Annotated in this window: 13 protein-coding genes; all 13 read right to left on the bottom strand. The window is 68.1% G+C overall.

The features are described from left to right. Positions 1 to 14: 14 nt before the first annotated feature. Positions 15 to 497 carry a MarR family winged helix-turn-helix transcriptional regulator gene (locus ABTW65_RS13950; protein WP_350660942.1) on the bottom strand — a complete coding sequence of 161 codons (483 nt, stop codon included), beginning with the start codon at positions 495 to 497 and terminating at the stop codon, positions 15 to 17. A 35-nt stretch (positions 498 to 532) separates the two neighbouring features. Beyond that, a complete protein-coding gene (locus tag ABTW65_RS13945; RefSeq protein ID WP_350660940.1) occupies positions 533 to 1,084 on the bottom strand; it encodes a hypothetical protein in 552 nt (183 codons plus the stop codon). A 37-nt stretch (positions 1,085 to 1,121) separates the two neighbouring features. Beyond that, positions 1,122 to 1,469 carry a DUF4333 domain-containing protein gene (locus ABTW65_RS13940; RefSeq protein ID WP_350660937.1) on the bottom strand — a complete coding sequence of 116 codons (348 nt, stop codon included), beginning with the start codon at positions 1,467 to 1,469 and terminating at the stop codon, positions 1,122 to 1,124. A 114-nt stretch (positions 1,470 to 1,583) separates the two neighbouring features. Next, entirely contained in the window at positions 1,584 to 2,483 is a 900-nt protein-coding gene (gene thpD, locus ABTW65_RS13935) for an ectoine hydroxylase (RefSeq protein ID WP_350660935.1), read from the bottom strand. After that, on the bottom strand, positions 2,480 to 2,890 hold the full coding sequence (locus tag ABTW65_RS13930) for an ectoine synthase (protein ID WP_350660933.1): 411 nt from the start codon (positions 2,888 to 2,890) through the stop codon (positions 2,480 to 2,482). The genes thpD and ABTW65_RS13930 overlap by 4 nt, the downstream gene beginning before the upstream one ends. Before the next feature lie 28 nt (positions 2,891 to 2,918). Beyond that, positions 2,919 to 4,766, bottom strand: a complete 1,848-nt coding sequence (gene ectB / locus ABTW65_RS13925; RefSeq protein ID WP_350660931.1) for a diaminobutyrate--2-oxoglutarate transaminase — start codon at positions 4,764 to 4,766, stop codon at positions 2,919 to 2,921. Between the two features lie 117 nt (positions 4,767 to 4,883). After that, positions 4,884 to 5,888: a LacI family DNA-binding transcriptional regulator gene (locus tag ABTW65_RS13920; protein ID WP_350660929.1), complete on the bottom strand. Its 1,005-nt coding sequence runs from the start codon at positions 5,886 to 5,888 to the stop codon at positions 4,884 to 4,886. A 13-nt stretch (positions 5,889 to 5,901) separates the two neighbouring features. After that, on the bottom strand, positions 5,902 to 7,365 hold the full coding sequence (locus tag ABTW65_RS13915) for a glycoside hydrolase family 1 protein (protein ID WP_350660927.1): 1,464 nt from the start codon (positions 7,363 to 7,365) through the stop codon (positions 5,902 to 5,904). After that, a complete protein-coding gene (locus ABTW65_RS13910; protein ID WP_350660925.1) occupies positions 7,362 to 8,192 on the bottom strand; it encodes a carbohydrate ABC transporter permease in 831 nt (276 codons plus the stop codon). The genes ABTW65_RS13915 and ABTW65_RS13910 overlap by 4 nt, the downstream gene beginning before the upstream one ends. Then, complete coding sequence (locus ABTW65_RS13905; protein WP_350660923.1) at positions 8,189 to 9,181, bottom strand: carbohydrate ABC transporter permease; 993 nt, start codon at positions 9,179 to 9,181, stop codon at positions 8,189 to 8,191. Before ABTW65_RS13905 ends, ABTW65_RS13910 begins: the two co-directional genes overlap by 4 nt. Before the next feature lie 3 nt (positions 9,182 to 9,184). Beyond that, a complete protein-coding gene (locus tag ABTW65_RS13900) occupies positions 9,185 to 10,477 on the bottom strand; it encodes an ABC transporter substrate-binding protein (protein WP_350660921.1) in 1,293 nt (430 codons plus the stop codon). A 159-nt stretch (positions 10,478 to 10,636) separates the two neighbouring features. Next, positions 10,637 to 11,470 carry a class II fructose-bisphosphate aldolase gene (locus tag ABTW65_RS13895; protein WP_350660919.1) on the bottom strand — a complete coding sequence of 278 codons (834 nt, stop codon included), beginning with the start codon at positions 11,468 to 11,470 and terminating at the stop codon, positions 10,637 to 10,639. 76 nt (positions 11,471 to 11,546) lie between these two features. Continuing rightward, a complete protein-coding gene (gene typA / locus ABTW65_RS13890) occupies positions 11,547 to 13,439 on the bottom strand; it encodes a translational GTPase TypA (RefSeq protein WP_350660917.1) in 1,893 nt (630 codons plus the stop codon). Positions 13,440 to 13,455 lie beyond the last annotated feature (16 nt).

The following is a 13,455-nucleotide window of genomic DNA, read 5'->3' as shown; positions in this document are numbered from 1 at the left end:
GCGACGTCGGCGTCTCAGCCGACCATGTCCCCCGACGCCGCGCGGAGCTGTGTGAGCAGCGCGGTCAGGTCGTGTACGTCATCGATCCCGGGCTTCTCGAAGACCTCGCTGTTGAGCGAGATCGTGGCGGCCTCAACCGCCTCCCGCCCGGCGTCGGAGATGGCGGCGAGGACCACGCGCCCGTCGTCGGCGGAGCGGCTGCGGCGTACGAAGCCCTGCTTCTCCAGGCGAGCGACGGCGCTGGTCACCGAGGCGGGGTGGACCTGGAGACGGGAGCCGAGCTTGGCCATCGGGAGCTGGCCGTCCTGGGTGAAGGAGAGGAGGCGGAGCACCTCGTAGCGGGCGAAGGAGAGGTCGTGGGGGCGCAGCGCGGCGTCGACGCGCTCCATGACGAGCTGGTGGACGCGCACGAGCGAGGTCACCAGCGCCATCCCGTCAGCGGCATCGGCCCAGCCGTGCGCGATCCACTGCCGTTTCGCCTCGCCGATCGGATCCATGCGGGCCAGCATCACACAAAGTGTTTGCGAGGTGTTTACGAAGGCGCGCCGAACGTCCCCAGCAGGTTGAGAATCACCGCTACGCCGATGAGGGTCGCGATCACCGAGAGCGTCACGACCAGGCCGACCGCGACGGAGAAGCCCGCCCCCTCGTGCCGGGCGCCGCGCTGCTGCAGCGCGTAGAGCCGGGCGACGCTGGTGATCAGCGTGCGCCCCTCCTCGGCGTCGAAACGGTACTGGTCCGTGTCGGGGACCGCCTCGGGGTCGTGCACGGTCCACACGCCCTGGTCGGTCTGCTCGTCATCGGCCTCGATGCGGCGTACGCCGGTCTTCTGCGTGTGCGGCACATCGCCGAACCAGACGAGGCTGCGGGTGTCCTCGATGATCGCGTACGAGCTCCGGGTCGGCATCGAGACGTGGTAGGTGAAGACCCAGTGCAGCTTGGTGGCCAGCAGCGTGGAGTGCCAGCGTTCGTCGGCCAGGTCGAGCTCCACGTCGAAACCGCGCGCCGTCTCGGTCGCCTTGTAGGGAGTTCCGTCGCACACGCGCGCGACATGTTCGAAGAAGGGCCTCGCATGAGGGGACACGACTCAACAGGCTATCTGCTCAGAGGACTCTGTGGGCTCACTCCGTGGCGTTGGGCGGCACGTCGATCTGGAAGTGGACCCGGCCACCGTCGACGTCGTCGACGGTGATGATCGCGTCGTACTTCTCGCCCTCGGAGGTGAGGACGCAGGTCATCTCGGTGCCGACCTTGCCCTCGAGGTCGCCCGGGCAGTCGAGGCCCTCGGGGGTGACGCCGATGGCGTTGGTGAGCTGCTCGGTCGCGATCCGCTCGACCGTCTTCTCCTGCACGTAGTCCTTGCTCGAGCCGCCGCAGGCCGTCAGGGACAGGCCCAGGAACAGGCCCAGCGGCATCACGAGCAGTGCCGCGCCGGTCTTGGCGCCCGAGAAGGCGCGGATGCGTGTCATGCGCACAGACTAGGGGTAGGCAAAGATCAGGCAGACGTACGCCGCACCAGCACGGGCACGACGACGCCAAAGGCCGCCGACCCCGAAGGGGCCGGCGGCCGGGCGGCGGAGCGGTCAGCCCACCGGGGTGAAGTCGCGCGCCCCGATGAACGTGGGCCGCGGCCTCGGGGCCGAGAACGGCTCGACCGCGGTGTTCTCCACGCTGTTGAACACCAGGAAGACGTTCGAGCGCGGGTAGGGCGTGATGTTGCCGTTGGAGCCGTGCATGCAGTTGCAGTCGAACATGACCGCGCTGCCGGCAGCTCCGGCGAGCACGTCGATCCCGTAGGAGTCCGCCATTTTCGTGATGGTCTCCTGGTCCGGGGTGCCCGCACCCTGCATCACCAGCGAGGACTTGTAGTTGTCCTCAGGAGTGGCGCCACCGCACGAGACGTACGTCCGGTGCGTGCCGGGCATGATCATCAGCGGCCCGTTGAACGAGTGGTTGTCGGTCAGCGAGATCGAGATGCTGACGGTCCGCATCCGGGGCAGACCGTCCTCGGCGTGCCAGGTCTCGAAGTCGGAGTGCCAGTAGAAGTCACCGCCACCGAAGCCGGGTTTGAAGTTGATCCGGCTCTGGTGGATGTAGACGTCCGAGCCCAGGACCTGCCGGGCCCGGCCGACCACACGCGGGTCGGCCGCCAGCCGGGCGATGATGTCGCTGGTCCTGTGCACCTCGAAGATCGAGCGCACCTCCTGCGAGGCGGGTTCGATGATGGTGCGCTCGTCGGCCCGGGTCTCGGGGTCGTTGCTGAGCCGGTGCAGCTCGGCACGCAGCTCCGCGACCTCCTCGGGAGTGACGAGATCGGGGACGGTCAGGTAGCCGCGCTCGTCGTAGGAGTCGAGCGTCTGCTGGTCCATCGGCCCGTCGGCGACGGTGCCCCAGACGACCTGGTCCTGGCGGGGGAGCGTGGAGAAGCCCTCTTCGAGACGGGTGGGGTACACGTCCTCGACGTGTTCGATCGCAGTGGTCATGCAGTTACCTCCTCGGTCAGGAGCGGGTAGACGCCGTTCTCGTCGTGCACCTCGCGGCCGGTGACCGGCGGGTTGAAGGTGCAGATCAGACGCAGGTCGGTCTTCGCGGTGACGGTGTGCTTGTCGTGCTTGTCGAGCAGGTAGCACATCCCGTCGCGGATCTCGTACGTCTCTCCGGTCTCGCGGTCGAGGAGCTCGCCCTCGCCGCCGACGCAGTAGACGCACTCGATGTGGTTGGCGTACCAGAACTCGTTCGTCGTCCCGGCGGGGATGTTGGTCTCGTGGAAGGAGAAGCCGACGCCCTCGCGGGCCAGCACGATCCGGCGGCTGCGCCAGTTGCCGTGCTCGGACTCGACGTGTACGTCTCGGTCCGTGCCGTCGAGGTCTTCCAGATAGGTGACGCGCATGTTCTCTCGTTTCAGCTGTCGGGGGAGGTCAGGCCGGGACACCGTCGCCGAGGACGGACGCGGTGGCCTCCTCGACGATGGCGAGACCGCGGGCGAGCTCTTCGGAGGTGATGGTCAGCGGCGGCATCGTCTTGAGCACCTCGTCCTCGGGGCCAGAGGTCTCGACGAGCAGACCCCGCTCGTACGCCGCTGTCGCGATCTTCCCGGCCGCGCTGACGTCCGGGAAGGCGATGCCGGTCAGGAGGCCGCGACCGCGGACCGTCGCACCCTCGTACCGCTCGGCGATCTTCGTCAGCCCCTCACGCAGCTCGCCGGCCTTCGCCTGGACGTCCTTCTGGAAGGAGTCATCGGCCCAGTACGTCTCCAACGCGGCCCGACCGGTGACGAAGGCGATGTTGTGACCGCGGAAGGTGCCGTTGTGCTCGCCGGGCTCGAACTGGTCCAGGTCAGGCCGGATCAGGGTCAGCGCCATCGGCAGGCCGAAGCCGGAGATCGACTTCGACAGGCAGACGATGTCGGGGGAGAACCCGGCCTCCTCGAAGCTGAAGAAGGTGCCGGTACGCCCGCAGCCGGCCTGCACGTCGTCGACGATCAGGATGATGTCGTACTCGCGGCACAGGTCCGAGAGCGCCTTGAGCCACTCCAGCCGGGCGGCGTTGAGGCCGCCCTCGCCCTGGACGGACTCCACGATGATCGCGGCCGGCTTGTCGACGCCGGAGCCGCTGTCCTGGAGCACCCGCTCCAGCCACATGAAGTCGTCGACGGCACCGTTGAAGTAGTCGTCGTACGGGATCTTCGAGCTGTTGGTCAGCGGGATCCCTGCGCCCTTGCGCTTCATCGAGTTGCCGGTCACGGCCAGCGAGCCGAGCGTCATCCCGTGGAACGCGTTGGTGAAGGACAGCACGTGCTGGCGTCCGGTCACCTTGCGGGCCAGCTTGAGAGCGGCCTCGACGGAGTTGGTCCCGGTCGGACCGGGGAACATCACCTTGTAGTCGAGGTTGCGCGGCTCGAGGATCAGGTCCGAGAAGGCCTGCAGGAAGTCCCGCTTCGCGCTGGTGTGCATGTCCAGCGAGTGCAGGATGCGACCCTCGCGCAGGTAGTCGAGCAGCGGATCCAGCAGCGCGGGGTTGTTGTGCCCGTAGTTGAGCGCGCCGGCTCCGGCGAAGAAGTCCAGGTACTCGGTCCCGTCCTCGCTGGTGACCGTGGAGCCCTGGGAGTGGGTCATCACAGCGGGCCAGCTGCGGCAGTAGCTGCGGACCTGCGACTCGAGGGAGTCGAAGATCGCGGTGTCGCCATCGGTCCGGGGAGTCTCGGCAGTGGCGGGTTCGGTGGTCGTAGTCATGGACATGGCACCTCCGTGATCGGGTCGTGCGGGTGGGAACGGGCCGATACGGAACAACAGCTCCGCGTCGTGCCCGTCGGGGAACATCGCGGCTTCGAAGAGCGGGGTGCGCTCGATCGGTGCGCCGCGTGCGTTCGCGAACGAGGTGAACAGGGCGATGGAGGCGCTGTTGTCCGCGGTGATGGTCGTCTCCAGGTGGCGTACGCCCTGGTCGACGGTGAGACGGTCGACGAGCTCGTCGAGCATGCGGCGGGCCAGGCCCTGGCCGCGGTGCTGCTCGTCGACGGCGACCTGCCAGATCATCAGGGTCTCCGGCTCGTCCGGCCGGAGATAGCCGGTGACGAATCCTCCTGGATCGTCATCGACGGTCGCGATGAGCGACGTCTGCGCGAAGTCGCGCGCCCACAGCAGGTAGGCGTAGGAGGCATTGACGTCGAGTACCCGAGATTTCGTAGCCATCCGCCACAGGTGCTGACCGTCCTCGAGGTCCGGTGAGCGGAAGTCGACTCGGGAAGCCGACTTCAGGCGGGGCACGCTGCCAGTCGAATTGCGATGTGGCATCGCCCCAGGACGCTAACAGCCTTGCGGCAGGCGTGCCCGGATCGCGTCCGCACTCCGATATGCGGGCGGACGAATGGTGCGTCGGTCAGCTCACGCAGACGTACGCCGCACCAGCTCGGGCGCGAAGACGACGCGCCGCGGGATGGTGGTGGTGCCGTCGAGCTGGGCGAGGAGGAGCCGGGCGGCCTCCTCGGCCATGTCGCCTATCGGGTTCTTGACCGTGGTGAGCGGGGGAGTGGTGCGCTCGGCGATGCCGAGATCGTCGTAGCCGACGACCGCGATGTCGTCGGGGACACGGCGGCCGGCGCGGTCGATGGCGCGCAGCGCACCGGCGGCCATCAGGTCGGAGGCGACCATGAGGCCGTCGATGTCCGGATGGCTGCCCAGCAGGATCTCGCAGGCGGCCTCGCCGCCGTCCTCGGTGAAGTCGCCCTCGACGACCGCGTCGGCGGCGAGACCGGCGGCGTCCAGAGCGGCCCGCCAGCCGGCGACCCGGTCGGCGCCCGCGCTCATGTCGGCGGGGCCGGTGATGGTGCCGATCCGTCGGCAGCCGCGGTCGATGAGCACCTGGGTGACCTCGCGGGCGCCGGCGAAGTTGTCGGTGTCTGCGTAGGAGACCCGGTGGGCGCCGGTCCACGGGCGGCCGACGAAGGCCGCCGGCAGACCGAGGTCGGCGACGTGGTCGGCGAGCAGGTCGCTGCGGTGCGAGGAGACGACGATGGCGCCGTCGATGTGGCCACCGCGCAGGTAACGCAGCATCCGGTCCTCCTCCTCGCCCGGACGCGCGATCAGCAGGACCACCTGCAGGTCGCGGGACGAGAGGGCCCGGGTGACGATGCGCAGCGTACGGGCGAAGAACGGGTCGGCGAAGACCCGCTCGTCGGCCTCGGGGATGACCATGGCGACCGAGTCGGTACGCCGGGTCACCAGCGAGCGCGCCGCCGGGTTGGGGGTGTAGCCGAGCGTGCGGACCGCCTCGGCGACGGCCTCGGAGGCCTTCGCCGAGACGCGCGATCCGCCGTTGATCGCGCGCGACGCGGTCGCCCGGCTGACACCAGCCAACCGGGCGACATCGTCGAGCGTTGCCGAACTCATGCGAGCAGCGACATCAGCGTGCCGGCACTCGGTTGTGAGCGGCGACATCGGCGAACCAGAGGCCGCTGTCCTTGGGCGTACGAACCTGGGTCTCGAAGTCCACGTGCACGATCCCGAACCGGTGCGCGTAGCCGTAGCTCCACTCGAAGTTGTCGAGCATCGACCAGGCGAAGTAGCCGCGTACGTCCGCACCCTGCTCCATCGCATCGAGGGTCGCGCGCAGGTGCGTGTCGATGTAGTCGAGTCGGGCGGTGTCGTGCACGGCGCCATCCTCCACCACATCATCGTAGTAAGCCCCGTTCTCGGTGATGTAGATGGGCGGGGCGCCGTACTCACCGCTGAGCCGGGTCAGCAGCCGGGTCAGCCAGACCGGGTCGATCTCCCAGTCGCGGGCGGTCGTGGCGCGGCCGGTGCGCGGGGTGACGAACTCGGCACCGGGGTAGGGGTTCCCCCGCGGCAGGTCGGAGTGCACGAGCCGGCTGCCCAGCACCTGGTCGGGGTCGATCTCGAACGGCTCCGCCGCGATGGCGTTGCCGAAGTAGAAGTTGACCCCGAGCACGTCGAGCGGCGCGGAGATGACCTCCAGGTCGCCCTCGAGCACCCAGTCCTGCCACGGACGGCCCTGGAAGGTCAGGCCCTCGGTGTCCGCGGCCAGGTCGTCGGCGTACTTGCCCCGGAACAGCGGGTCGAGGAAGACCCGGTTGTGCAGACCGTCGATCCGCCGGGTCATGTCGACGTCCTCGGGACGGTCGGCGTCGTAGGGGTCGACGACCGTCGGGTTGAGGGTGATGCCGAGCGACTTCCCGTTCTCCGGCGTCGCGCCGCGGGCGCGCAGCTCGTTGATCACGAGGCCGTGCCCGAGCATGAGGTGGTGAGCCGCGACGATGCCGGCCACACCCTCCTGGCGACCCGGCGCATGCTGACCGCCGGAGTAGCCAAGGAACGCCGAGCACCACGGCTCGTTCAGCGTCGTCCAGTTGTCGACGCGGTCGGAGAGAGCGTCGTAGACGGTCGTGGAATACTCCACGAACCGGTAGGCGGTGTCGCGGCTGGTCCAGCCGCCCTGGTCCTCCAGCGCCTGCGGCAGGTCCCAGTGGTAGAGCGTGATCCACGGCGCGATCTCGGCCTCGAGCAGCTCGTCGACGAGACGGCTGTAGAAGTCGAGCCCCGCCTGGTTGACCTTCCCGCCGTCGGGACGGATCCGCGGCCACGCCGTCGAGAACCGGTACGAAGCCAGGTTGAGCCGCTTCATCAGCGCGACGTCCTCGGGCACCCGGTGGTAGTGGTCGCAGGCCACCTCGCCGGTGTCGCCGTTGAGGATCGCCCCAGGAACCTTGGTGAAGGTGTCCCAGTTGCTGGGCGTACGTCCGTCCTCGTCGATGGCTCCCTCGATCTGGTAGGAAGCCGTCGCCGCGCCCCAGAGAAAGTCCTGGGGGAACGTACGTTCGGCGTGGGCTGGGTTTGTCGAGAGATTCATCCCTTGACGGCTCCTTGCATGATGCCGGACACCAGGTGGCGGCCGGTGGCGATGAACAACAGAAGTAGGGGCACGGTCGCGAGGATCGTTCCGGCCTGGACCAGGGCCATGTCGGCATGTCCTTGACCGGGCGCGACCTTCAGTGCGTCGAGCGCGGTCTGCAGGGTCTGGACGTCGGAGCCCTGCAGCACGATCAGCGGCCACATGAAGTCGGTCCACACCTGCATGAAGGTGAACAGGCCGAGGATCGCCATCGCCGGTCTCGCCGCTGGGATGGCGACGGTCCAGAACGTACGGATCATGGACGCGCCGTCGACGCGGGCCGCGTCGATGAGCTCGTCGGGGATCGCGTCGACGAGGTACTGCCTCATGAAGAAGACACCGAACGCGGTCACCACCCACGGCAGGATCACGGCGGCGTGGGTGCCGGTCAGGCCCAGGTTGGAGAACTGCTTGAGCATCGGCACCAGAGCCAGCTGGGTCGGCACCGCCAGGGTGGCGACGACGAAGATCATCCCCGCGTTGGAGCCGCGGAAGCGGAGCTTGGCGAAGGAATAGCCGGCCAGGGTCGAGAAGAGCACGACCGAGGCCGCCGAGATCCCGGAGATGATGATCGAGTTGAGCAGCGCCGACCAGAAGTCGATCCGGTCGAAGACCCGGGCGGCGTTCTCGAAGAAGTGCCCGCCCGGGACCAGCGGCGGAGGCGACTGGATCGCCCGATGCCGGGTGACCGATCCGATCACGAACGACCAGTACAGCGGGAACGCCGAGCCCAGCAGGAAGGCCGTGAGCAGGCCGTAAACGAGGAATCCGGGACGTCTACTCATCTGAGGTTCCTCCGTTGTACGGCCCGGGTGACCAGGAAGTTGACCAGGGCGATCCCCACGATGATCAGGAACAGCACCCAGGCGGCGGCGGCCGCACGTGGATACGGGTTGGTCGTGGTCTGGGCGGTGTTGAAGACGTACATCGTCAAGGTCGTGTACTGGAAGTCGGAGCCACCCTGGAAGCGCAGGTTGGTGTCGAAGATCCGGGGCTCGGTGAAGATCTGCAGGCCACCGATGGTCGAGGTGACGATGACGAAGATCATCGTCGGCCGGATCGAGGGCAGCGTGACGTGGAAGAACTGCTTCACCTTGGAGGCACCGTCGATCTCGGCCGCTTCGTAGAGATCCCGCGGGATCGCCTGCATGGCGGCGAGGATGATCAGCGCGTTGTAGCCCGTCCAGCGCCAGTTGACCATGGTCGCGATCGCGGTCCAGCTCGCGAACCGGTCGGCGTGCCACGGCACCTTGTCGAAGCCGAAGCCGTCGAGCGTCTGGTTGATCAGGCCCGTGCCGTCGGCGAAGATCGCGCCGAAGATCATCGCGGACGCCGCAGGAGCGACCACGAAGGGCAGCAGGATGCTCATCCGCCACAGGGTGCGGCCCCGGAGCCGGGTGTCGAGCAGAGCGGCGAGGATCGTCGCCACCATGATCTGTGGCACGGAGGAGAGCAGGAAGATCCCGAGGGTGTTCCAGAAGGCCTTGCGGAAGACCGAGTCACCGAGGACGTGGGCGTAGTTGTCCCAGCCGACCCACGGGCCGACCTCGGAGCCGTAGGCGGGCCAGGAGAAGAAGGACAGGTAGCCGGTGTAGAGCATCGGGTAGAGCCCGATGAGGAGGAACACGAGGAAGAACGGCGCGACGTACAGGTAGGGCGAGAACTTGAAGTCCCACCGGGAGAGCCGGTTACGCCACGCCTGGCGGCGGGGTGCTGCCCCGGTCGAGGGCGCCGGAGTGGCGTTCTCGACCGGGGCAGAGGTGGTGGTCGGCATGGATCAGGACATTCCTTCGACGCCCTCGACGAAGGTCGCCCACGACTTCTCGGGGTCGGTGCCCTCGTCCACACGTCGGATCGCCTGCTGGAAGAGGCCCAGGATGTCGGAGTACTTGTCACCCTTGAACGGGACACCCGCCGGCACGGCCTCCGCGCGGCTGGCGAGGATCTGCGAGGTGGGGGCGTTGTTGAAGTACGGGTCAGTGGCGTTCTCGTCGGCCAGGACCGTCTGCGCCTCCAGGTTGGCCGGGAAGTTGCCGGCCACCTTCGACGCGGCCACCTGGGACTCAGCGGTGGTCAGGTAGTTGGCGAACTCCTTGGCCTCGTCCTGGTGCTCTGACTGAGCCGGGACGGCGAGGTAGGAGCCACCCCAGTTGCCGCCGCCGCCCGGGAAGGCGTCGACGATGTCCCAGCCCTTCACCTCAGGCGCGGAGTCCTTGATGTTGGCGAACATCCAGCCGGGGCAGGGGATGGTGGCGAAGCCGTCGTTGGTGAAGTTGGCCGTCCAGTCCTCGCCCCACTGCTCGACCTTCGTCGACTGGGTGGGGGCGTACTGCGCGACCGTGTCGTAGACCTCCCGGAGCTCCGGGTTGTCGACGTCGATCTTCTGGTCCTTGGTCTGGAAGGGGTACTCGACCTGGTTGAGCATCGCCTGGGCGATCGCGCCGCTGGAGTCGTACCAGGCCGTCTTCGGCATCTTCTTCTTGAACTGCTCGCCGGTGGCGAAGTAGGTGTCCCAGTCCTTGAAGAGCTCCTTCACGGCCTCGCGGTCGCTCGGGAGGCCGGCCTTCTCGAAGAGGTCGGCGCGGTAGCAGAACGCCTCGGGACCGGCGTCGGTCGGATAGCCGATCTGCTTGCCGTCGGCGGTCTGGCCCTCGAGGTACTTCGACTCCATCCAGCGGCTGTCGAGCTCCTTGTCGGTGAGATCGACGAACTGCTCGGAGGCGCCTTCGGCGACGAGCGCGGGCATCATGTCGCCCTCGATGCCGACGATGTCGGTGAGACCCTCGCCGGACTGCAGACCGGTGGTGAGGCTCTGCTTCCAGGTGTCCCACTCGGCAACGACGGTCTGCTTGACCTTGAAGGGGCGGTCAGGGTCGGCGTTCCACTGCTCGATGAGGTCGCCGTAGCCGAACTCGCTGAAGGTCGTGATGGTCAGGGTGTCGTCCTTGCCGAGCTTGGCCTGCTCGCCGGTGTCGTCGCTGCCGCCGCAGGCCCCGACGAGGCCAGCGACGAGAGTGGCGACCGCGCCAGCGGCTAAGCCGCGGCGCCAGGACTTGGAGATCTTGGACACGGGGTGCTCCTGCACGTCTGTGTGGGGAGTGAGAGCGCTTCCACTCTCGGGACTACGGAGAGTGTGAGTGTGCTCACATGGCTGTGTCAAGAGGCGCGAAGGTAACGATTTCGTGTGGTGTGGGAGCGCTTCCATCAAACTGGGGAAACGGGGCGTCTGTCAGGCCGAGATGACGGTGAGCAGCCGGGCCGTCTCGGCGGCCATCGCGTCGCGGCCAGCGCCGAGGTAGCGGCGCTGGTCGACCAGGTCCGGGTCGGCTGCGAGGCTGTCGCGGACCGCGGCCGTGAAGGCCTTGTTGAGCTGCGTGGCGACGTTGATCTTCGTCATCCCGGCGGCGATGGCGGCCCGCAGACCGTCGTCGCTCACGCCGGAGGAACCGTGCAGGACCAGCGGGACGTCGACGGCACGCCGGATCTCCGCGATCAGCGCCTCGTCCAGGGCCGCGTCGCGGGTGGTCATCTTGTGGCTCGAGCCGACCGCGACGGCGAGGGCGTCGACGCCGGTGTTCGCGACGAACGCGGCCGCCTCGGCCGGGTCGGTGCGTACGCCGGGGGCGTGGACGCCATTCTTGCCGCCGACCTCGCCGAGCTCGGCCTCGACGTGGGCGCCACGGTCGTGGCAGCGGCGGGCGACGGCGGCGGTGCGGGTGAGGTTCTCCTCGTAGGCGAGCTGGGAGGCGTCGTACATCACCGAGGAGAAGCCGAGGTCGACCGCGATCCCGACCAGACGCTCGTCGGTCGCGTGGTCCAGGTGGAGCGAGATCGGCATCGTCGATCCGGACGCCATCGCGATCGCGGCATGGGCCAGCGGCGCCAGGCCGCCGTGGTAGCGCACCGCGTTCTCGCTGATCTGCACGATCACCGGCCGGTTCGCGCTCTCGGCTCCGGTGGCGATCGCCTCGACGGTCTCCAGGTTGATCGCGTTGAAGGCGGCGACGCCGCGGCCCGTCTCATAGGCCGAGCCGATCAGCGAGGCGGTGGTCGTGAGGGTCATGGTCGAAGTGTCGCAGCCGGCCGACGACGAGAACGGCCGCCGACCCAAGAGGGTCGGCGGCCGTCACGAAAGTCGGTCAGGACTTGTTGGCCTTGCGGGCGCGCGAGGCGATCTTGCCCCGGTCGTTCTGGTCGAGGACGACCTTGCGGATGCGGACCATGTCGGGGGTGACCTCGACGCACTCGTCCTCGCGGCAGAACTCCAGGCACTGCTCGAGCGAGAGCTTCTTCGGCGGGATGAGCTTCTCGAAGTTGTCGGAGGTGGCGGAGCGGACGTTGGTCTGCTGCTTCTCCTTGGTGATGTTGACGTCCATGTCGTCGGCGCGGGAGTTCTCGCCGACGATCATGCCCTCGTAGACCTCGGTGGCCGGCTCGACGAACATGACGCCGCGCTCCTGCAGCGAGGTCATCGCGTACGCCGTGGCCGCACCGGACCGGTCGGCGACGAGCGAGCCGTTGTTGCGCGAGCGGATCTCGCCGGCCCAGCGGTCGTAGCCCTCGGAGATGTGGTGGGCGATGCCGGTGCCGCGGGTCTCGGTGAGGAACTCGGTGCGGAAGCCGATCAGGCCACGGGCGGGCACGATGAACTCCATGCGCACCCAGCCGGTGCCGTGGTTGGTCATGCCCTCCATGCGGCCCTTGCGGTTGGCGAGCAGCTCGGTGATGGAGCCGAGGTGCTCCTCCGGAGCGTCGATGGTCAGGCGCTCGTACGGCTCGTGGACCTTGCCGTCGACCTCCTTGGTGACCACCTGCGGCTTGCCGACGGTCAGCTCATAGCCCTCGCGGCGCATCTGCTCGACCAGGATCGCCAGCGCCAGCTCACCGCGGCCCTGGACCTCCCAGGCGTCGGGACGCTCGGTGTTGAGGATCTTCAGCGACACGTTGCCGATGAGCTCCTGGTCAAGGCGGTCCTTGACCAGACGCGCGGTGACCTTCGAGCCCTTCACCTTGCCGACCAGCGGCGAGGTGTTGGTGCCGATGGTCATCGAGATGGCGGGCTCGTCGACGTGGATGAGCGGCAGCGCGACCGGGTTCTCCGGGTCGGCGAGCGTCTCACCGATGGTGATCTCCGGGATGCCGGCGATGGCGACGATGTCGCCGGGGCCGGCGATCTCGCCCGGCTTGCGCTCGAGGCCCTCGGTGATGAGCAGCTCGGTGATGCGTACGTTCTTGACCTCGCCGTCGCGTCGCATCCAGGCGACGTTCTGGCCCTTCTTCAGGGTGCCCTGGTGGATGCGGACCAGCGCGAGGCGGCCGAGGAACGGGCTCGCGTCGAGGTTGGTGACGTGGGCCTGGAGGGGCGCGCCCTCGACGTAGGTCGGAGCCGGGATCGTGTCCATGATCGTCTGGAACAGCGGCTCGAGGTCCTTGGAGTCGGGCAGCTCGCCGTTGCCGGGCTGCTCGAGCGCAGCTACGCCGGCCTTGCCGGAGGCGTAGACCACCGGGAAGTCGAGCGCGTCCTGGCTGTGGGAGTCGTCGAGCAAGTCCATGAAGAGCTCGTACGTCTCGTCGACGACCTCCTCGATGCGGGCGTCGGGGCGGTCGACCTTGTTGACCACCAGCACGACCGGCATGTCGGCGTTGAGCGCCTTGCGCAGCACGAACCGGGTCTGGGGGAGCGGGCCCTCGGAGGCGTCCACCAGCAGCACGATCCCGTCGACCATCGACAGGCCGCGCTCGACCTCACCACCGAAGTCGGCGTGGCCGGGGGTGTCGATGATGTTGATCGTCATCCCCTCGGGCGCGCTCGGCCCGGAGTAGTGGATGGCGGTGTTCTTCGCGAGGATGGTGATGCCCTTCTCGCGCTCGAGCTCACCGGAGTCCATGACTCGGTCGGCGACCGATTCGGCCTCGTGCTCGGTGAAGGTGCCTGCCTGACGCAGCATGGCGTCGACCAGCGTGGTCTTGCCGTGGTCGACGTGCGCAACGATGGCGACGTTGCGGAGATTGGCCTTGAGGATCTCGGACATGTGCGAAGCGGCTCGA

Origin of the sequence: Nocardioides sp. NPDC127503, from assembly GCF_040302165.1 — a bacterium.
In the GTDB taxonomy this organism is placed as follows: domain Bacteria; phylum Actinomycetota; class Actinomycetes; order Propionibacteriales; family Nocardioidaceae; genus Nocardioides.
This window is presented reverse-complemented; position numbering and strand designations above follow the sequence as displayed.